Source organism: Nocardia sp. NPDC056064, assembly GCF_042266925.1.
Taxonomy (GTDB): Bacteria; Actinomycetota; Actinomycetes; order Mycobacteriales; family Mycobacteriaceae; genus Nocardia.
Genome location: NZ_JBHJWO010000001.1, coordinates 747,469 through 767,813 on the forward strand (window position 1 = coordinate 747,469; position 20,345 = coordinate 767,813).

Below are 20,345 nucleotides of genomic sequence, written 5' to 3' on the forward strand. Positions count from 1 at the left end.
CCCGGACAGCCGCTTCCCCGTGGTGGTGAGCCATATCCGCCCGGCGCCGTGCCGGCGGTCGATCCACCCAGACCGGACTACACAGAACTGAAGTCCGCCGCGGTATCGGTGCTCCAGGACCATCTCGCTGATCCGTCCTCGCTCCCGAGCGACCTGCACGACCGACTCGGACGGCTCAGCCCGGGTTATCCGTATGTCGAGGGAATCCTCGAGGAACTTTCGCTCGAACCCTCGCCCCGGCTCCGTGAGACGGCACGCTGGCTGGTGCGGTACGGGACAGATCTGCATGCGGTGCGAGTCGGATTGGGATTGTTCCGCGGCAATGCCGAGCAGTGCGACATCGCAGAGCTCGTGGTGGTCGGGTTGTTGTCCGGCGCCGATCAACTAGCCCTGGCAGTGCTGGCGACGATCCCGGGGGCCGAATCCGGCATCATCTGGTTGGCCGCGCGGTCGCGGGAGGCGATACGGTCCCAAGCGGCCCAATTCCTGGTAAATCGGCCGGATCCCCTCGTTCAGCACTGGGTGCGTTCGACGCCCCGTCACCTGCTGCGCGGCCAGCTGGCGCGACAGATCGCGGAAACGCACCGGCTCGCCGTGATACTGAGTGGTCCGACGGTCTCGGACGCACGCTGGGATCAGACCGGGAATCTGCTGCTCGCGATGATGAGCGCCCGAGACGACGATGCGGAGATCGGCAACTACGCCGACGCGGCCGAGGTCTGTTGCCGGTGGGTGGCACTCGCCGGACAGCGGCCGCCGACCCTCGACCGTGCCGCGGTACTGGCATCGGTCGCCGAAGACCTACGGACCGGTGCCGTGGCCCCTGTGGTCGACGAACGACGCGGGGAACTGCTCGATCGGATCGAGGAGGTGCTGTCCGCGCAGCCCTGGGTCGAGATGCTGGAATCCAGCAGGACTTCCGGTGACCGAGTCGTGGCACGCCGGGCCCGGTGGATTGCCGGACGACCGGCTCCGCGCGAGGGGCTGACCGACCGGTTCGCGGTCCGGGTGGTGGTCGAGGATCCGGATTCGGTCGGGTACCCGCAGGTCGAAGCCCGGATTGTCATCGATGGGATGCCGATCGTGGTGACTGCGTTCGGCAAGGGGAGGGCTGCGCCGGAGTCGCTGTTGGACAGCGGGGGACTGAGGGCGACCGCCGATCCGAACCAGATCCGCCTGGCGGAGGCCCACTGCGCCGAAGAGTGCTGCGGCGGACTGCATGTCACGGTCCTGCGCGAGGGACTCGAGGTGGTGTGGACCGGGTGGCGAAGCTCGAAGAAGCGGGCTCTCCCTTCGGAGATGCGTTTCGATGCTGACGCGTACGACCGGGAAGTGGCGCGAGCCGAACAGGACCGGCGCTGGGAATGGCCGGCACGCACGGTGGCCCGGCTGGTGCGCGACGGATTGCGCGACGATCCGATAATTCTCGGCCGTTGGGGCTGTCGGCTCGACTGGTGTGATGCGTGGTTATACGACTACGACACCGTCCGGGTGGGGCTCCACTACCCGGCACATCCGGTTGTCAACCTGGTAGTCGATGTCGGCGCCCGTGCTGCGGAATCCGTCGCGGGCGAGATCCTCGAAATGCTCCGCTCCGCCGACCCGAGGTCCATCGCTTGGACCGGCCCTCCGTCGGGCCCATAGTTCAGCAATGCGGCTGTTCTGGAACGGCTGTACCACCGACCCCAGTTTTCAATCAGTTTCGTCGTAGATACGTTGCGTTGGCACCAACCAAACGATAACGAAAATGAACAGAGGTCGACTGGGCCTATGGCAGATCCTGACCCCCGATAATGTTCACTTATCGGCGGTCAGGTGGGCGGAGGGTGAATTCGAGACCTGAACGGGCGACACAGGTTTCGTTTCGTCGGAAACGTAAGCGATTGACGAAACCAACGTTACGATTCTCTCGTGTCGAGCGTCTGCAACTATCCGGGCTGTGCCCGCCCCATCACCCGCGGCGGTGGTCCGGGTCGCCCCTCCGAATACTGTGACCACCCGGACCACACCCGATGGCGAGCGTGGCGGGAACGGCAACGGCTGCAGCAGGAGTCGGAGGTTGGGCCCGCTGCCGTCACTGTGACGCAACAAGGGCCGGTCACCGTGGCACGGTTGCGGGCCGATGAGCTGCTCGGTCAGTTCCGTGGACTGGCCGAACAATTGGGCACCACGCTCAACGCGGCGGTGGCCGAACTACAGACCCTGGGCGATCCCTCGGTGGCCGAGGCGCAGGTGCAGGCCGTGCAGGCCGACGCCGCCCGCCGCATCGCCGAGGCCGAGATGACCGCGGTGGCGGCCGAACAGGCGCGGCGCGACGCCGAGGCGGCGCGCGAACTGGCCGAGTCGGTGGCCCAGGACGCGGTCGCCGCCGCGGAGGAGGCAGAACAGGCGGTCGCCGAAGCGGTCGCCGCCCGCGACGAGGTGCTCGCCTCGGTGGATCAGGTCACCAAGCAGGCCGCCGAGGACGTCTTCACCGCCCGCAGCGAGGCCGACGCCGAAGTCCGTGCCGCGCAACAGAACGCCGCCGACGACATCGCCGCGGCCCAGCGTGACGCCGCCGAGGCGGTGAGCCGTGCCGAACAGCGCGCCGACACCGAGATCGCCCACGCCCGCCGCGACGCCGACGCCCGAATCGCGGCCGCCGCCGCTGAACGCGACCTGGCGATCCAGCGTGCCGCCGACGCCGACCGTGCCACCGAACGCGCCGAACAGGCGACCGCCGAACGGGTGGAAGCCGCCGCGGAAGCCCGGGAGGAATGGCGCCGCGCCCGCGCCGAACTCGACGCCACCCGCACAGAACTCGACCAGACACGCCTCGAGCTGGCCGACCTGCGCCGCACCACGAGCGCGGAAACCGAACAACGACGTACCGAATCGGCCGCCGCACTCGAGCGCGCACGCACGGAAGCCGCGGAGCGCCTGTCCGCCCTCGACGAGGTCCGCAAGGAAACCCTCGCGCGGGCCGAACGAGCCGAACGCCGTCTCGACGACCTGCTCGCCGCCACCAGAACCCCTGCGCCACAAGGCATGAGCACGTAACGCCCGGAACACCGTTCGGCTCACTCTCGACGCCGAGCAGTCGAACAGCCCGGTGATCGAGGTGCCCGCCGGCGAGCTCCGGTAGCTGATCGACCGCGCCGGACGTGATCTCGTCGAGTTCCTCGGCCTCGTGGCCGAATGGGCGGGCCGATACGTGCCCGATCAGGCAGGGCTGGTCGCGGCGGCAATGGCGCGGGCGTTGGACATGCCTTCGTACGCCCCATGATCGGGGTATCGGTCACCCACGGCGGTGCCCTGGACTACCGTGTGCGCTCATGACCGAGCAGCCCGGACCCCTGGAAACGACCCGTGAATTCGCCGCCGTCGACCTCGCCGACATGTTGAACGAGGACACGACCTACCAGGGTCCGTCGCCGCGGACGCGACTCATCGCGCTCGTCGTGGTCGCGGCGCTGGTTCTCGGTGTCGCGGCCACCACCCTCGCCCTCCTGCTGGGCTAGAGGTCACGCCGGGCGGGCGAGCGGGGTGTCGGGGTCGCCGGAGGTGCGCAGGGCGACCACTTGCTCGGGCACCCAGTAGATCCGCCCGAATTCGAATTCCTGGTATTTGCCGTCGTCGTGGCCGATCTCCTCCGAGATCGGCCAGCCCAGTGGCCCGTTCTCGTAGCCGGAGGCGGCCCAGCGTGCGCCGATCGCGCCGTGCACCCGGTAGGCGGGACGTCCGGCACGCCGGTAGACGATGCCGCCCTGGAATGCCTGGGCGAGGCCGGGGCCGGTGCCGCGCGGATCGGGGAGTTCGGTGTGTTCGGCGATCGGGTAGCCCAGGGGGCCTGCTTCCCAGCCGAGTTCGGCGTATTTGGTCATGATCGCGGTCGGGATCGCGTGCGCGTCGGTGGCGGGATGCCAGTAGACGTAGCCGTTGTCGAACTCGGCGAAGCGTCCGATGCCGTCGGGGGTGGCGATCTCGCCGTCGGTGCGGCGCTGCCCGAGCCAGGGTGACGCGGCAGCCCTGGTATCGATGGCGGTGGGGCTGGCGCCCGCGAAATCGGCGACGTGGGCGGCGAACACATCCCAGGGGAAGTTCGGGCCGACGTCGGTGTGACTGCCGATGCCGAGTGCTTCGGTCACATAGTTGTGGTCGGTGATGCCGTCGGCCACCCGGTATTCGGGGGCGATGACCGCGGTCGAATAGCCGTGGCGCAAGGCGCTGCGTACGGCGATGTAGGCGGCGACGCGCAGGTCGGCGTCGATGGTGAGCCACTGCTGGCGCGACCACGCCACCCGGCTGCCCGCGAAGCACAGGTTCACCGTGAACGGGTTGGCCGACAGCACCGACCAAGAGGCGAGTTCCTCGGGGACCACCCGCGCCAGCACACCGTCACGCAGCGTGTAGTGGTAGGAGACGCCGTTGGCGGGGTTGTTGAGGTAGGCGGCCAGGGATTCGGCGGTGCCGTTGCCCTCCTGGGTGTGCAGGATGAAATTGGTGATGCGGACGCCGTTGCGCGGAGAGTGCGAGGGGCCGAGCCGGTCGATCTCGGTGAACTGCGGGATCGTGACCGTGCGGTCCAGCGCCCACTGCCCGAAATCGGGGGCCAGGATGTCGTTGACGTCGACAGAGGTTCCGTCGATCTTCGGGCCCGGGTTGGTCGGGGTGTCGATCACGCGCTGATACAGCACCGCGCGTGGTTCGCGTTCGGTACCCGACCAGGCGCGGGTCTGCCACACCCAGCTGTATCCGCCGCGCCCACCGACCACGCCGTCCTCGATCGCCCACGCGCACACCCGCGAATGCCCGTAGATGCCGGTGTTGGCGGTGCCGAGCACGGCATTGACGCCACGGAAGAACTCGACGGCGGTGGTGTTCCACTGCGACAGCGAGATGTCCTCGTCGACGGCGAAGAAGATCGGCGCGTGCGCGGGCGCGCCCAGGCTCAGGTGGGTGGCGCGGGCCTGCTCGGCCATGCGCCTGCCGCCGTCGAAGCCGGTGGTCCAGTCCGAGGGGGTGGCGTCGCCGGGCTTGCCGTACTGCCAGATGGACACGACATCCAGGCCCGCGCCGGCCAGGGCGCGCGCGTAGTCGGCGGTGATGGGTTTGGCGCCGAAGTTCGCGCCGGGCCGCGACGGCGAGACGTAGGCGAGGACTGCCGAGTGCCCTGCGGCGGCGATGGCCGCGGGATCGATGAGGCGGGCGGCGAAATCGACAGCGGTAGACATGGTTGACCCCCTGCGAGACGGCATTTTCCGATGGTCTGGTTCACGCCGGGTGACCGAGGATCTCACCCTGCGGCAATTCTAGGTGAAAGCCATAGGCGCGCATCATGATTCACTCACGAACACCGGCGTACCCGGCAACCCGCGACGGATACACCCGCACACGCGGCCCGATACGGCGTGTCGCGGCCCGCGTGTGCGGATGAACGGTAGCGCAAGGCGTGTGGGGCACGGTTCACTGATACCCATGGCCTCCACCGCTCGACCTCGCAAGCAGCAGCGACCCGGCGCGCGGGCCGCCGCGGGCGCCCCCGGCGAACTGGTCGTCCTCACCGTGCCGCCCGGGCCCACCATCACCGCCCGCGCGCTGCGGGAGAACCGGTCGGTGCGCGGACACGTCGACGAGATCCTGCCCGGGACAGCGCATCTCGAGCCGATCTTCGGGCCCGACAACCGGCTCTCCGACCGGCTCGCGGACACGCCGCAGGCGCCCTCGGCCGGTGAGTACCTGCGGTATTTCACCGTGCGCGGCGCGGTGGGTGATCTCGGCGAGCTCGCCGACCGGCTCCGCGAGGACGACACCGTCGCCGCCGCCTACGTCAAACCGCCCGCCGAACCACCGCTCGCTCCGTCGGCCGGGAACGTCGTCGCCGCGGAGGCCCCGCCGGTGACCCCGGATTTCCGTGCTCGCCAGGGCTATCTGGACGCGGGGCCCACCGGTATCGACGCACACTGGGCGCATACCCGGCCCGGCGGTCTCGGCACCGGCGTGCGGGTGATCGATGTCGAGGGCGCGTGGCGGTTCACCCACGAGGACCTGCGGCAGAACCAGGGCGGGATGATCGGCGGGAACGCCGCCGACGACCTCGGCTGGCGCAATCACGGTACCGCCGTGGCGGGCGAGATCAGCGGTGACCTCAACGCGTTCGGGATCACCGGGATCGCGCCGGAGGCCCACATCAGGGCGGTGTCGATCTTCGGGACCGGTTCGGCGACCGCGATCCGCTCCGCCGCCGATGCCCTGGATCCCGGTGATGTGCTGCTGATCGAACTGCACCGTCCGGGGCCGCGATTCGGCTATCGGACCACCGGTGACCAGCGCGGCTACATCGCGGTGGAATGGTGGCCCGACGACTTCGCGGCCGTGCGTTACGCGGTTGGGCGCGGCATCGTCGTGGTGGAAGCCGCGGGCAACGGCGGCGAGAACTTCGACGACCCGGTCTATGACGCCCGGCCTGCGGAGTTTCCCGCCGATTGGCGCAATCCGCTGCGGGGCGGTGGCGTCGATTCCGGTGCGGTCATGGTCGGCGCGGGCGCGCCGCCGCCCGGCCTGCACGGTCGCGACCACGGCCCTGCCCGCTCGCGGCTGGCGTTCTCCAATTACGGTGCGCGACTGGACGTGCAGGGGTGGGGCCGTGAGGTCACCACCACCGGTTACGGCGACCTGCAGGGCGGACCCGACGAAGACCTCTGGTACACCGACGAGTTCAGCGGCACGTCCAGCGCGTCACCGATCGTGGTCGGGGCGGTCGCCGCCTATCAGGGGATCCGGGCGCACAGCGGGGGCCGCGCGACGCCGGAACAGATCCGGGCGTTGCTGCGCGCGACCGGCTCCGCGCAGACCGACGCCCCCGGCCGACCCCGGACCCAGCGGATCGGCGCCCTGCCGGACCTGCGGGCGATGGTGGAACGCGGCAGCACGAGCTGACCTCCGGGGACACAACCCGCCCGTAAATCAGGTGTGTTCGCCGGGCGCGCGTGGGAGGGTACGGGCATGTCATCGGGCAACAGCATCAGTGTGCGGGCGGCGGACACCGGCGACCGCGACGGGATCGCCGAACTGCTGGCCACGGCCTTCGGCGGCAGGCTCGGCGCCGAGGAACGCGAGTACCGGCAGCGCCTGTTCCCGGTGGAGCGGTCGCTGGTGGTCGCCGACGCCGGGCAGGTGGTGGGGCACACCGTCGACATCACGATGACGGTCACCGTGCCCGGGGACCGCACGGTACGCGCGTGTGGTGTGTCGGCGGTGGCCGTGGCCCCGACCCATCGGCGTCGCGGCCTGCTGCGGGCCCTGTACACGGCGCAGCACGCCCGGACCGAGGCCGACGGGCTGCCGTTGACGATCTTCACCGCCAGCGAGGGCACGATCTACGGCCGGTTCGGTTACGACCCCGCCGTCACCGACACCACGGTCTCCATCGATCGGCGCCGCGTCGAGTTCCGTCCCACCACACCCGATCCCGGCGGGGTGGTCATGGCCACCCTCGAGTCCGCCGCCGGGCACATCCGCGCGGTCTACGAGCGCTGGCAGCAGCGGACCTCGGCCGCGCAGGAGCGGCCGGAGGCGAAGTGGGCGTTGGTGTTCGACGATCCGGAGGGCCGCCGGTCGGGGGTGTCGTCGGTGTTCGTGCTGACCCATCCCGACGGGTACGCGCTGTATCAGCGGCGTCGTGACGCGCACGAGTCGGTGGTGACGGTCTCGGAGATACGGGCGGTGACACCGTCGGCACACGCGGCACTGTGGCGGGTGCTGCTCGGCCTGGACCTCGTCGACCGGGTGGAAGCCACACTCGCCGAGGACGATCCGCTGCCGTATCTGTTCACCGACCCGCGCACCGTCCGGGTCACCCAGCGTGGTGATGCGCTGTGGGCGCGGGTGATGGATGTCCCCGCGGCGCTCGTCGCACGCGGCTACGAGGGCGAGCTGGATACCGTCGTGGACGTGCACGATCCGTTCCGCGCCGCGGGCGGCCGGTTCGCGCTGCGCGTTCGTGACGGTGTCGCCGACTGCTCGCCCACCACCCGGCCCGCGGACCTGAGCTTCGACATCGCCGTGCTCGGCGCGCTCTACTTCGGCGGGCACCGGGCTCGCGCGCTGGCCGCGGCGCACCGGATCGATGTCGTGGACCCGGCGGCGCTGCGGGCCTTCGACGCGGCGTTCGCCACGGCGCGAGCACCCGAACTGGGCTGGTTCTTCTAGTGCGGCCGGGAAAGCCCAGCGTGTGTGGCGTCGCGGGCCGGGGGTGACCGCGTAATCTCGGTAGCTGTGGATTCGCACGAGGTCGATCCTTCGGTTCGGGTGCGCGGCGCCCGGGTCCACAATCTGCGTGATGTGAGCGCCGCGATGCCCCGCAACGCGCTGGTCGCGTTCACGAGGGTCTCGGGGTCGGGGAAGTCGTCGCTGGCTTTCGGCACCCTGTACGCGGAATCGCAGCGCCGCTATCTGGAGTCGGTGGCACCGTATGCCCGGCGGTTGCTGCATCAGGTCGAGGCGCCCGATGTGGACGAGGTGACCGGGTTGCCGCCGACGGTGGCGCTCGCGCAACGACGTTCGGCGCCGTCCTCCCGCTCGACCGTCGGGACGGTGACCGCGATCTCGAACACCTTGCGCATGCTCATGTCCCGCGAGGGCGACTACCCGCCCGGCCCGGCCAGAACCGGGCCGGGTCATTATCCGCAGGGCACCAACCGGCTGTATTCGGACGCGTTCTCGCCGAACACCGTCGAGGGTGCCTGCCCGCGCTGTCACGGGCAGGGGGTGGTGCACGAGGCGACCGAGGCGTCGATGGTGCCCGACCCGTCGCTGAGCATTCGCGAGGGCGCGATCGCGTCGTGGCCGGGTGCGTGGCAGGGCAAGAATCTGCGTGATGTGCTCGCCGCCCTCGGCTACGACATCGACCGGCCGTGGCGCGAACTCGCCCCCGCCGCCCGGGAATGGATCCTGTTCACCGCCGACAAGCCCGTCGTCACCGTGGAACCCGAACGCGAACCGCATCGCATCCACCGCCCCTATCAGGGCACCTACACCAGCGCCGAACGGCTGCTGTTGCGCGCGCACGCGGAGTCCAAGAGCGAGACGACCCGTGCGCGCGCGGCGGAGTTCCTGCACACCGCTGTCTGCCCGCTGTGTGGTGGGCGGCGGCTGAAACCCGAAGCGCTGGCGGTGACTTTCGCCGGTCACAACATCGCCGAGCTGGCGGAACTGCCCATCAGCGAACTCGCCGAAGTCCTGCGCCCCTACACGGCGGGGACCGCGGCGGTGGCGGTGCTCACCCAGGACCTCACCTCCCGGCTGGATGTGCTCATCGAGCTCGGGCTCGGCTATCTCAGCGTCGACCGGGAGAGCCCGACCCTGTCCGGTGGGGAGTTGCAGCGGCTGCGCCTGGCCGGGCAGTTGCGTTCGGGGCTGTTCGGTGTGGTCTACATCCTCGACGAGCCCTCGGCCGGACTGCATCCCGCCGACACGGCCGCGCTGACCACGGTGCTCGGGCGGCTCAAGAACTCCGGCAACAGCGTGTTCCTCGTCGAGCACGACCTGGATGTGGTGCGTCACGCCGACTGGCTGATCGACATCGGGCCCGGTGCCGGCGTGCACGGGGGACGGGTGCTCTACAGCGGGGAGGTCGAGGGTCTGCGCGCGGTGACCGAGTCGGTGACCCGCCCGTACCTGTTCGAGGAGATCGTGCGGCCGGTGCGCGCGAAACGGGCCGCGGCCGGTGTGCTCGCGCTGCGTGCGATCACCAGCCACAATCTGGTCGATGTGGATGTCGACCTGCCGCTGGGCGTGTTCACCGCGATCACCGGTGTGTCCGGGTCGGGCAAATCCACGCTGCTGCACGCGGTCTCGCGCGGCGCCGAAGCGGACGACGCGATCAGCCGGGTGGTGGAGGTCGACCAGGCGCCGATCGGGCGCACCCCGCGCTCGAATCTGGCCACCTACACCGGCCTGTTCGACACCGTCCGCAAACTCTTCGCCGACACCCCGCAGGCGCGGGCGCGCGGCTACGGGGTGGGCCGGTTCTCGTTCAATGTCGCCGAGGGTCGCTGTCCGACCTGTCAGGGCGAGGGATACATCACCGTCGAACTGCTGTTCCTGCCCAGCACCTACAGTCCCTGCCCGGACTGTCACGGTGCCCGCTACAACCCCGAGACCCTCGAGATCACCTACCGCGACACCACCATCGCCGAGGTACTGGACCTGACGGTGGACGCGGCCGCGGTGTTCCTCGCCGATGTCCCCGCTGTGGCCCGCGCGCTGAGCACCCTCGCCGATGTCGGTCTGGGATATCTGCGGCTGGGTCAGCCGGCGACGGAACTGTCCGGCGGGGAGGCACAGCGGGTGAAACTGGCCACCGAACTGCAGCGGGTGCGGCGCGGCGACACGGTGTATCTCCTGGACGAACCGACCACCGGATTGCATCCGGCCGACACCGATGTGCTGCTCGCCCAGCTCGATTCGCTGGTCGACTCCGGCGCGAGCGTGGTCGTGGTCGAGCACGAGATGACGGTCGTGGCCCGGGCCGACCACGTGATCGACATGGGCCCCGGCGGTGGGGCGCGGGGCGGGCGGATCGTGGCGCAGGGGACGCCCGAACAGGTCGCGGCCGACCCGGACAGCCGCACCGCTCCCTTCCTGCGGGACCATCTGAGGTGAGCGCGGCCCCGCGCGACGGCACCCGGCAGGCGATGCTGATCGCCGGGGGTTGTTCGTTCGCGCTCGGGCTGGCGCTGCTGTTGTGGCCGGGACGCAGCACGACCACGCTGGCGCTGGTGTTCGGCACCTCGCTGCTGGTCAGTGCGGGCATGCAGGCGTATCTGGCGTTGCTCGCGCGGATCGCGGTGGCGCTGCGGGTGCTGGTGGTGGTGAGCGCGATCCTCACCCTGACCCTGTCGATGCTCGCCTTCAGCGGTGGCACGATCGAGCTGCTGGCGTTGTGGATCGGGCTCGGGTGGGCGGTGCGCGGCACCGTGCAGGCACTGGTGGCGGCCTTCGACGACGGGCTCGCCGGTGGACCGCTGCACGAGGTGTGCGGGGTGGGCACCGCGGTGGTCGGGATCGTGGTGATCGCCGTGAAGTTCCAGACCGTCACCGGGCTGGCCACCCTGGCCGGTGCCGGGCTGCTGGTGATCGGGGTGCTCGAGCTGCTGACCGGGGGACTGCTGCGGGCCGCGCTGCGTGGGCCCGCCACCGAACACTGAGCTCAGTGCGCACGCCACGCGGACGAGCGCAGCAGGCGCAGACCGTTGAGGCCGACGAGCACGGTCGAGCCCTCGTGTCCGGCCACGCCCAGCGGCAGCGGCAGGTGCCCGACCAGATCCCAGACCACCAGCGCGGCGATGAACCCGCCGGCGATGACGAGGTTGGCGACCACGACGCGGTGGGCGCGGCGTGAGAGGCGCACGAGCGCGGGGATGGTCGTGAGGTCGTCGCGCACGATCACCACGTCGGCGGTCTGTAGCGCCAGGTCGGATCCGGCGCCGCCCATCGCGATCCCGACCGGCGCGGCGGCCAGGGCGGGAGCGTCGTTGATGCCGTCACCGACCATCGCGACCTGTTCTCCCGCATCCCGCAGGGCCCGGATCGCGGCGACCTTGTCCTCGGGCAGCAGCTCGGCCCTGATCTCGGTGATGCCGACCCGGCGGGCCAGCGCGTCGGCGGTGACCCGGTTGTCGCCGGTGAGCAGAACCGGTGTGGCGCCGGTGGTCGCGGTCACCGCGGCGACGGTGGCGGCGGCTTCGGGGCGGAGCTGGTCGGTGATGCCGAGTACCGCGATCGGGGTGTTCTCGCGGGAGACCGCCACCGCGGTGTGGCCGCTGCGCTCGAGTTCCGCGACCACGCCGTGGGCGGGGTCGGTGGCGGTGAGCGTCGCCGGTGAGCTCACCTGGACCGTGGTGCCCTCGACGAGGGCGGTCACGCCTCGTCCGGGTCGGGCGGCGAAGTCCTCGGTGGGCGGCAGGCGCAGGCCGCGGTCGCGGGCGGCGCGCACGATCGCGGTGGCCAGCGGGTGTTCGCTGGGATGTTCGGCGGCCGCGGCCAGGCGCAGTACCTGGTCTTCGGTCAGGCTCACGTCGAGCACGGTGATCGCGCCGAGGACGGGCACGCCGCGGGTCAGGGTGCCGGTCTTGTCGAAGACGACGCGGGTGGTGGTGCCCAGGTGTTCCATCACCACCGCGGACTTGACCAGGACGCCGTGGCGACCGGCGGTGGCGATGGCCGCCAGCAACGGCGGCATCGTGGCCAGCACCACCGCGCACGGGGAGGCGACGATCATGAACGTCATCGCGCGCAGCAGCGCGCTCTGCAGCGTCGCACCGAAACCCAGCGGCACCAGGAACACCGCGAGCGTGGCCACGACCATGCCCAGGGAGTAGCGCTGCTCGATCTTCTCGATGAACAGCTGCCGTGGCGCGGCGGTCCGGCTCGCGTGCTCGACCAGACCGGCGATGCGCGCCACCACCGAGTCCTCGGCGCGGCGCTCGACCCGTATCCGCAGCACCCCGGTGCCGTTGAGGGTTCCGGCGAACACGGTGTCGCCGGGAAGCTTGTCGACCGGCAGGGACTCGCCGGTGACGGTGGCCTGATCGACCTCGCTGGTGCCCGCGACGACCGTCGCATCCGCGGCGATCCGCGCGCCGGGACGGACCAGCACGGTGGCGCCGATCTCGAGGTCGGCGGCCGCGACGGTGTGTTCGGCGCCGTCGGCGGTGAGCACGGTGGCGGTGTCGGGGGTCAGGTCGAGCAGGCCGCGCACGGAGTCCTCGGTGCGGGCGGTGGCGAACGCCTCGAGTGCGCCGGAGGTGGCGAAGATGACGATGAGCAGCGCCCCGTCGAAGACCTGTCCGATGGCGGCGGCGCCGAGTGCCGCCACCACCATCAGCAGATCGACATCGAGTGTCTTGTCGCGCAGTGCCCGCAGGCCCGCGAGGCCGGGTTCCCACCCGCCGGTGACGTAGCAGGCCAGATACAGCGACCACCACAGCCAGGCCGGTGTCCCACCCAGCTGGGCGAGCACGCCGAGGGCGAACAGGACCGACGCGGCGGCGGCCCAGCGCATTTCCGGCAGGGCCGTCCAGCGCGTGCGTCGCGCGGGACTCGCCGCTCGCGCGGTGGCGGGGTGGACGGGCGTGGCGAGGGACGAGGCCACGGGGCACCTCCGGTGGTCGGGGGACGGACTCCGCGACAATAACAGAACAAATGAAGAGATATTCATGTGTTGTGGCCGGGTTAGACTGCGGCCATGGGACACGGTGTCGACGGCCGCGACCGGCCGATCGCACGGCTGGACGCGGACGCGGCCGCGCACGTCGCCACGACCTTGCAGGCCCTGGCGACCCCGAGCAGGTTGCTCATCCTCAGCGAACTGCGCCAGGGGCCGCGCCCGGTCACCGAGCTCGCCGACGCGGTTGGCATGGAACAGTCCGCCGTCTCGCACCAGCTGCGGCTGCTGCGCAACCTGGGGCTGGTCACCGGAACCCGCGCCGGGCGCAGCATCGTCTACAGCCTCTACGACAATCACGTCGCCCAATTGCTCGACGAAGCCGTCTATCACAGCGAACACCTGCGACTGGGCCTGGCCGAGCGCCCCGGCACCGCGAGCTGACCACCCCGGAGCCGGTCGATCACGCTCTCGCGGAACACATTTCGACCGCGATCACGAACAGCCGGACAATGCGACATTGCGGGCAGCCGAGCGCGTGTTGAACTCTGCGTGCCCACCCGTTCACCGCTGGGGCAACTGTGCTGCGCGCCGGTAGCGTGGCCCGCGGCGTGCGCACGGGTGCCTCCGTCCGCCGCGCCGTGTCCGCAGCCGATCCGAGCCCAGGAGAATGTGGTGTCGCGCGAAACCTCCGGCGCAGCAGCCGATGTCGTCCAGCGAGAAGCGCAGGCGATGCGGCGCATGACCGAGAGTCTGGTCGAGGACCTGTCCGAGAACGTGCCCGTCGAGCAGGTGACCTCGGCCGTGGGCGCCGCGCACACCCGCTTCGACGGCACCCCGATCCGGGAATTCGTGCCGATCCTGGTCGAGCGGATCGTGCGCCGCGAACTCGCCGACCCCGACCCGACGGTGCGCGTCCCGGCACCGGCCACCGTCCGGCTGACGAAACCGGAACCGGCCCGGCAGAGCTCCGGCGGCGAGCATCGGCGGACGGTGAGCAGGCGCGCGGTGCTGCCGTTGTCGATCGGCGCCGCCGGGGTGGTGGCCGCCGTCGTCGCCGGGGCGGTGCTGTGGCCCGGCGGTGATCCCGCACCCGCGGCGGCACCGGCCGCGCTCACGGTGGTGCGTGGTGTCGTCGGGTCGGAGAAGGTCGCGTTCTTCCAGGACGAGAACGTGGTGCGCGTACTGGCCGAGCACGGCGTGCGGGTGGAGGTGGAACCCGCCGGGTCACGCCAGATCGCCACCACCGTGGACCTGGATCGCTACGACTTCGCGTTCCCGTCGAGCAGCCCGGCCGCCGAACGCATCCAGCGGCAGCAGGCCATCACGACGAAATACACGCCGTTCTCCTCACCGATCGCCATCGCCACCTACCGCCCGATCGCCGACCTGCTCACCGCGGCGGGAGTGATCGTGCCCGGCCCGGTCGCCACCTTCGACATGAACAAATACCTGGAACTGACCGCCGCCGGCGTGCAATGGGACGATCTGCCCGGCAACACCAGCTACCCGGTCGCCAAGAACATCCTGGTCTCCACCACCGACCCGCGCAGCTCCAACTCCGCGGCCATGTACCTGTCGATCGCCAGCTATGTCGCCAACGACCACACCATCGTGCGCGGCGCCACCGCCGAGGCGCACGTACTGCCCGCCCTGTCGAAACTGTTCCTCGCCCAGGGCTACACCGACACCAGCAGCGAGGGCCCGTTCAACCAGTACCTGGCCAACGGAATGGGGCCGACGCCGCTGGTGTGCATCTACGAGGCCCAGTACATCGAGGCCGCCGGCCAGGGACGCGTCACCCCCGACATGGTGCTCACCTATCCGACCCCGACCGTCCTGTCCACCCACACGCTGGTCCCGCTCACCGCCACCGGCGACAAGATCGGCGCCCTGCTCACCGAGAACCCGGACCTGCGCAGACTCGCCGCCGAACACGGCTTCCGCACCGGCGACAACGCCCAGTTCACCGCGGTCGCCGCCGAGCGCACGGTGCCGGTCCCGCCGAACCTGATCGACATCGTCGACGTGCCCGCCTACGACACCCTCGAACACCTCCTCGACGGAGTCGCCGCCTCCTACAATTGATTTCCCCGCAGCGCCTTCGGCACGAGGATGAGAGACTGGATCGTGCCTGATCGACCTGAGATCGTCTGTATCTGCGGCTCAGTGCGATTCGCCGACGAGATGCGGAAGGCGAACCGCGACCTGACGTTCGCAGGCGTCATCGTCGTCGCGCCGGGTGAAGCAGACGAGGTGGTCTCTGCCGAGCAGAAGGCCCTGCTAGACGCGCTGCACCTGCGCAAGATCGACCTGGCCGATCGGGTTCTGGTCGTCAACCCGCACGGATACATCGGGGAGTCCACGCGCCGCGAGATCGCGTATGCACGCGCCACCGGCAAACCGGTGTCGTTCACGGCGGCGAACCTACCGGATCAGGTCGAGCTCCACCCCTAGCAGGCCGGGGTCGACAAGGCGGTGGTGAGGTGTTCGGCGGCGGTGGCCGTGTGGAATGTGCCGCTGCCGAGGCGGGCGATTTCGCGCAGTGATTCGTCGTCGGTGGGGACGGGGACGGTGTGTGTGGCGTCGGGGCCGGGTATCGCGACCGTGCCGGTGGGGGTGCCCAGCGAGATCGTCGAGACCGTGACACCGTCGGACGCGGCTTGTCGGGCGGCGGTGTAGGCGCCGCGGGGGTCGTTGAGGTCGGCGGGGAGGGTCTGTTTGCCGTCGGAGACCAGGATGATCCGCCGCCCGCCCGGGGGCGCGACGATCTTGTCGACGGTGGCGATCGTCGCGAGCGCGGTGAAGATGCCCTCGCCGGTGGCGGTGCGTTCGGCCAAGCGCACGGTGCGCAGGGCGGCGTCGATGGCGTCGCGGTTGGTGGTCGGTGTCACCAGGGTCGACGCGGTGCCCGCGAAGGTCACGAGCCCGAGCGCGGTCTGCGGAGCCGACCGGTGCGCGTAGGACCCGAGCGCGCCGGTGGCGGCCGCGAGACGGCTGGGTGCCACGTCGGTGGCCTCCATCGACAAGGAGGCGTCGAGCACGATCATCACGACGGCGTCGCAGCCGGGCAGCGCGCTCTGCACGGGCACCGCGTGGCCTTCGCGGGCGCATCCGGAGGCGGTGACGGCGGCCAATGTCAGAATCGCTGCCAGGGTGGACCGGAATCGGTGACGACGTCGCACGCGGCAACGCTACCAGCGTCGACAGGCCGGGCCGGGGGCGTCGAATGCTTTCTCGCCCACGCGTGTTCGTCGGGTACGGGTCGGCGACGTGGCGCCGGTCAGAGGTGCGTGGCGGTGTGAACGAGATCGGCGACGGCCCGAGATCTGCTGTGTGGTGGCCAGGCGATGACCGTCGTGACGGGCGGCGCGTCGGGCACGGGGACGACGGCATGATCGTCCCGGAGCTGGGCGCGCAGCGACTCGGGCACGACCGCGCAGGTCAGCCCGAGCGCGATCAGCTGGAACAGCTGGGTGTGGTCGCGCACCTGCGGGCCGGGTCCGTCCCGGTAGCTGCCGTCCGGTCGCGGCCAGCGCGGCAGGGGCAGGTTCGTCAGGGTGCCGACCTCGGCCGATGACACCTGCGTCCGGTCGGCGAGGGGATGACCCGCGGGCAGCACCACGACCTGCCAAGACCTTCCTCAACGCGCTCACCCTCCGCTACGCCGAGGAACTGGGCGACACCGGCATCCTGATCAACTCGGTCTGTCCCGGCTTCACCGCCACCGACCTCAACGGGTTTCGCGGCGACCGCACCCCGCAGCAGGGTGCGGCCATCGCGATCCGGCTCGCCACCCTGCCCGACGGCGGACCGACCGGCGGGTTCTTCGACGACGCCGGAACAGTGCCTTGGTGACGAGTGCCCCGGTGCTTACTCGTGCTCGGTGAACAGGGCGTGTGCGGCGCGGCGGACATCAGGGTGGGAATGTCTTCGCAGCGAGGACAAGACGTCGACCCAGTCGCTCGACCAACCGCGCTGTGTGCCGCATTTGCCGACGATCGTGAGGGCCACCAATGCCGCGGCGGGTGCGGGACGGGTGGCCAAGCTCGGCGGTGATCGCGCGCAGGACCTCCAGGTCGGTGGCGGTGAGAGCGGCCGGGAGACGCCGGGGCAGGTAACCGGCCGGACTGGTCACCAGGGCGCCGGTGGCATACAGGGTGAGCGTGTCGACGAGGGCGACGATCTCGCCAGGCTCGGTCCAGCGCACCGCGGCCATGGTGAGCGCGATCAGCTTGTCGTGCCAGAGTGGGTCGTCGGACAGCAGCGCGGTCACCGTCGCGGCCGACGGCCGCAGTTCGTCGATGGTGCGCACCAGCGGCAGGAACGAGCTCAGCAATGCCGACAGGCGTTGGTGGGCGGGCAGATCCCGGCCCGGCGCGGTGAACTCGTCGGCCCGCAGCCGCAGGACCGCGGCCGACAGGGCGGTGCAGTCACCGGATTGCCGCACACCCGCCAGCAGGGCGTGCATCGCGGCCTGCCACACCCCGACCCGGTCGAGATCGGTGAGCTGGTCGAGGATCACGTCATCGGTGCCCGGTGCCGCCCAGCGCTGCCAGCCACTCACCGCGCCCAGCGCGGGTCCGGCCAGCCGCGGATCGGTCTGTGCGGCCAGATCACGGACGAAGGCCGCGAACCGCCTGCGTTGCGGGACCGGCACCAGAGACGGCCGGATATCGAGGATCGCACTCGCCACCTCCGGCTCGGTGGCAGCCTGGCCCAGCAGTGTCCACGCTTGTTCCTGGTCGAGCAGGAACCGGGTGCCGAATACGGCCGCCCGCCGCACATCCCGGTGCGCGTCCGGACGCTGGGCCAGTTCGGCGATCACCGCGATCGTGTCCGGGGCGCGCAACGAGGCGAGCAGACGGACCCCTTCCTTCACCGCGGTGATCTTGCGGGACGCGAGCAAGGGCGCGACCGCGGCCGAGACCCGGTCCGGCGGCAGTGCCTGGGCGCAGGCCGCGATACTGCTGACCGCGACCCGGGCCCGGTCGCCGTCGACGTGACCGGCCAGCAGTGCGACCGCCCGCTCGGGTTCGTCGCTGCCACCCAGCGCGGTGAGCGCCGCTTCGGCGGTGACGAGCTCACCGTGGTCGACGAACCAGCTCACGCGGGCGAAGCTGCCCGGCAGCGTGCCCAGCGCGCGCACCGCCGTCGCCTGCTGGTACGGCTGGGTGGCGTGATTGCGGGCGTGGGCGTCGAGCAGCCGCGCGTACCGGTCGAGATGGTGCTGGGACCAGCGGCCGAAACCGCTGTGGAACATGGGCACGAACACCACGTTCGCGGGCAGGAAACGGCCGGGGGTGGTGGTGTCGAGAAGGGTGTCGAGCAGATCGGTGCGGCGCATCCCGATCTGGTGCTGGACCTCGGGCAGGGTGATCAGCGAGCGGTCGTGGGCCAGGAGGGTGTCGAGGTGGGTGTCGCGGGTGGCGGGTGCGGCCAGGGCCAGCCGCACCGCGCGGCGCACGGTGGCGTCGGAGGTCGAGCGGGCCGCGCGCACGAGCAGCTGCTGCAACTCGGGGATGTCGTAGGCGCGGTGGGCGAGCCCGTCGGCCAGGGCCAGGCACAGGTCCCAGGTGTCACGTTCGGCGTCGGCGGCCAGGCGCTCGCGCATCGCGTCGACGAGGCGGTGTTCGGCGCCGCGTGGCAGATCACGGTGCAGGCCCGACAGATTCGGTGTGCTGGTCACCGCGGCCAGCCGGGTGAACACGCGCAGCGCGGTCTCGGTGAAGGCGCGGTCATCCGCCTGGCTGCCGCGCAGCAGCAGAGTGCGCGCCAGGGTCGACACGGCGGTGGTCGTCGCCCATGACCGGTCGCGGGCCTGCAGCGCATCCGTGGCGATCTGCTCGAGCGCGGGCAGATGCGCCGGGGCCCACAGCCGCATCGGGACCGTGAGCAGCGCCTGCACGACGCGCGAGCGCACCGGGTCCTGTTCGTTGCGGGTCCGGGTGAGCAGGCCGAGCAGATCGGTGACGGCGGCGGGATCGCGGCTGCCCGCGGCGGCGGTGACCAGCAGCGGGTAAGCCCGTGCCCGTTCCTCGGCGGTGGGCCGCCGCACGGCTTCGACCAGCACGGGCCGCGCCCGCGCCCAGGGCAGACGTGCGGACAGCTGGTCGCTGACCTCGGGAACATCCGTGGCGCCCGGGCGCGACAGCAGCTCGTCGACCACCGCGTGGCGGGCTGGGGCGGGCAGTTCGTCGAGTAGGGCGGTGTCGACATCGGCCGGAGCACTGCCGGGGCGCACGAGGTCGGCGCCCGCCATCGAAGCGCGTCGCGAGGGCGGCATCGTGTGCAGGAAACGGCGCCGGATTCCCAGCGGGTAGGCCAGATACAGTTCGCGCAGGTCGTCGTCGGGGAGCGTGTGCAATGCCCGCCACAGTGCCGGGCCCGCGAGCACTCGGCCGTTGCCGCTGGGATGCCGCATCAACCGGTACACGGCCGCACCGTCATGGCGGGCGAGCACACCGGCGACCGGATTCAACTCCGCGAGCGGCACATAGACGACCGCTTCGGCGGCCAGGGCCAGCAGACCGTCCGGATCGTGACCGGCGGCGGCCACCGGATTCGCTGTCAGCCGCGACCACAGCTCCTGCCATTCGGCACGGTCCGCGGCCACCGACCGTTCCCGCACATGGTCGAAGATCACCGCGATGTGGGCGCGCGCGAGCCTGTTCCAGTTCGGGACCGCGTAGGCGAGGGCGGGCAGCCACTCGGCGACGGCGGTCGGGGAGCATCCCGGCAACAGCCGGGCGGCCTCGGCATCACCGAACCGCTCCCGCAGCAGGGGAACCAACGCATCGGCGAGCGGGGCGTGGCCGCCGCGGACCAGCGACCTGATGACGTCGTAACGGGCACGCCGCGACATCCTCCGCAGCCGCTCCAGCACGATCCGCGGCGCGATCCCGAGCCGGATCAGGGCGGTCATGGCGTGACCGGCGACAGCCTGTTCCGGCGAGTCGAGTTGCGTCAGCAGGAACTCGCGGGCACCACCGACATAGGCGAGATACCCGGCTGTGCGCCGTTCGTACGGCCCGGCGGCGGCCAGCTCGTGCAGCAACCGCTCCAGTTCCGGCGTTCCCGACAACCGCCGCGCGGTACCGGCCAGCGCCCGCATTCGTTGCGGCACCGACATGCCCGCGACCCCACCCACCAGCTCACTCCCCGTTTGCATACCGACACCGTAGCCGCCGGGTCCGAC

At 70.9% G+C, this 20,345-nt stretch carries 16 protein-coding genes; 11 read left to right on the forward strand and 5 right to left on the reverse strand.

Annotation, left to right across the window (positions count from 1 at the left end; translation table 11 throughout):
• Positions 1 to 48: 48 nt before the first annotated feature.
• The 3 genes from ACFC06_RS03375 (at position 49) to ACFC06_RS03385 (ending at position 3,500) form a co-directional block, all read left to right on the forward strand.
• Complete coding sequence (locus tag ACFC06_RS03375; RefSeq protein ID WP_375927403.1) at positions 49 to 1,644, forward strand: hypothetical protein; 1,596 nt, start codon at positions 49 to 51, stop codon at positions 1,642 to 1,644.
• Positions 1,645 to 2,103: 459 nt separating this feature from the next.
• Positions 2,104 to 3,039: a hypothetical protein gene (locus tag ACFC06_RS03380; protein ID WP_375935172.1), complete on the forward strand. Its 936-nt coding sequence runs from the start codon at positions 2,104 to 2,106 to the stop codon at positions 3,037 to 3,039.
• 275 nt (positions 3,040 to 3,314) lie between these two features.
• Complete coding sequence (locus tag ACFC06_RS03385; protein ID WP_375927405.1) at positions 3,315 to 3,500, forward strand: hypothetical protein; 186 nt, start codon at positions 3,315 to 3,317, stop codon at positions 3,498 to 3,500.
• 3 nt (positions 3,501 to 3,503) lie between these two features.
• Here ACFC06_RS03385 and ACFC06_RS03390 read toward each other — a convergent pair whose 3' ends face one another.
• A complete protein-coding gene (locus ACFC06_RS03390; protein ID WP_375927407.1) occupies positions 3,504 to 5,213 on the reverse strand; it encodes a glycoside hydrolase domain-containing protein in 1,710 nt (569 codons plus the stop codon).
• 244 nt (positions 5,214 to 5,457) lie between these two features.
• Here ACFC06_RS03390 and ACFC06_RS03395 point away from each other — a divergent pair, with 244 nt between their 5' ends.
• From ACFC06_RS03395 to ACFC06_RS03410, 4 genes are all read left to right on the forward strand, one after another.
• Positions 5,458 to 6,918: a S8 family peptidase gene (locus ACFC06_RS03395; RefSeq protein ID WP_375927409.1), complete on the forward strand. Its 1,461-nt coding sequence runs from the start codon at positions 5,458 to 5,460 to the stop codon at positions 6,916 to 6,918.
• Positions 6,919 to 6,984: 66 nt separating this feature from the next.
• Positions 6,985 to 8,190, forward strand: a complete 1,206-nt coding sequence (locus ACFC06_RS03400) for a GNAT family N-acetyltransferase (protein WP_375927411.1) — start codon at positions 6,985 to 6,987, stop codon at positions 8,188 to 8,190.
• A gap of 144 nt (positions 8,191 to 8,334) precedes the next feature.
• Positions 8,335 to 10,644, forward strand: a complete 2,310-nt coding sequence (locus ACFC06_RS03405; protein WP_375935175.1) for an ATP-binding cassette domain-containing protein — start codon at positions 8,335 to 8,337, stop codon at positions 10,642 to 10,644.
• Entirely contained in the window at positions 10,641 to 11,189 is a 549-nt protein-coding gene (locus tag ACFC06_RS03410) for a DUF308 domain-containing protein (protein WP_375927413.1), read from the forward strand. Before ACFC06_RS03405 ends, ACFC06_RS03410 begins: the two co-directional genes overlap by 4 nt.
• A gap of 2 nt (positions 11,190 to 11,191) precedes the next feature.
• Here ACFC06_RS03410 and ACFC06_RS03415 read toward each other — a convergent pair whose 3' ends face one another.
• Positions 11,192 to 13,201 (reverse strand): heavy metal translocating P-type ATPase, encoded by a 2,010-nt coding sequence (locus ACFC06_RS03415; protein WP_375927415.1) that lies wholly within the window; start codon positions 13,199 to 13,201, stop codon positions 11,192 to 11,194.
• Positions 13,202 to 13,228: 27 nt separating this feature from the next.
• On the opposite strand from ACFC06_RS03415, the gene ACFC06_RS03420 reads away from it, so the two are divergent.
• The 3 genes from ACFC06_RS03420 to ACFC06_RS03430 all read left to right on the forward strand — a co-directional run bounded on the left by ACFC06_RS03420 (position 13,229) and on the right by ACFC06_RS03430 (position 15,604).
• The gene (locus ACFC06_RS03420; protein WP_375927417.1) at positions 13,229 to 13,591 is read left to right on the forward strand and encodes an ArsR/SmtB family transcription factor; all 363 of its coding nucleotides are present in this window, start codon (positions 13,229 to 13,231) and stop codon (positions 13,589 to 13,591) included.
• 288 nt (positions 13,592 to 13,879) lie between these two features.
• Complete coding sequence (locus ACFC06_RS03425; RefSeq protein WP_375935178.1) at positions 13,880 to 15,235, forward strand: three-helix bundle dimerization domain-containing protein; 1,356 nt, start codon at positions 13,880 to 13,882, stop codon at positions 15,233 to 15,235.
• A 27-nt stretch (positions 15,236 to 15,262) separates the two neighbouring features.
• Positions 15,263 to 15,604: a hypothetical protein gene (locus ACFC06_RS03430; protein ID WP_375927419.1), complete on the forward strand. Its 342-nt coding sequence runs from the start codon at positions 15,263 to 15,265 to the stop codon at positions 15,602 to 15,604.
• Here the strand turns inward: ACFC06_RS03430 and ACFC06_RS03435 are convergent.
• Together ACFC06_RS03435 and ACFC06_RS03440 are read right to left on the reverse strand one after the other, a co-directional pair.
• Positions 15,601 to 16,332, reverse strand: coding sequence for a VWA domain-containing protein (locus tag ACFC06_RS03435; RefSeq protein WP_375927421.1), 732 nt, complete (start codon positions 16,330 to 16,332; stop codon positions 15,601 to 15,603). The genes ACFC06_RS03430 and ACFC06_RS03435 overlap by 4 nt on opposite strands.
• Positions 16,333 to 16,430: 98 nt before the next feature.
• Positions 16,431 to 16,730 carry a LysR substrate-binding domain-containing protein gene (locus ACFC06_RS03440; RefSeq protein ID WP_375927423.1) on the reverse strand — a complete coding sequence of 100 codons (300 nt, stop codon included), beginning with the start codon at positions 16,728 to 16,730 and terminating at the stop codon, positions 16,431 to 16,433.
• Between ACFC06_RS03440 and ACFC06_RS03445 the strand changes: the two genes are divergently transcribed.
• Positions 16,724 to 17,005 (forward strand): hypothetical protein, encoded by a 282-nt coding sequence (locus ACFC06_RS03445; protein ID WP_375927425.1) that lies wholly within the window; start codon positions 16,724 to 16,726, stop codon positions 17,003 to 17,005. The two genes, ACFC06_RS03440 and ACFC06_RS03445, sit on opposite strands and share 7 nt — an antisense overlap.
• A 58-nt stretch (positions 17,006 to 17,063) precedes the next feature.
• Here the strand turns inward: ACFC06_RS03445 and ACFC06_RS03450 are convergent, their stop codons facing one another.
• On the reverse strand, positions 17,064 to 20,318 hold the full coding sequence (locus ACFC06_RS03450; protein ID WP_375927427.1) for a hypothetical protein: 3,255 nt from the start codon (positions 20,316 to 20,318) through the stop codon (positions 17,064 to 17,066).
• Positions 20,319 to 20,345: the final 27 nt, after the last annotated feature.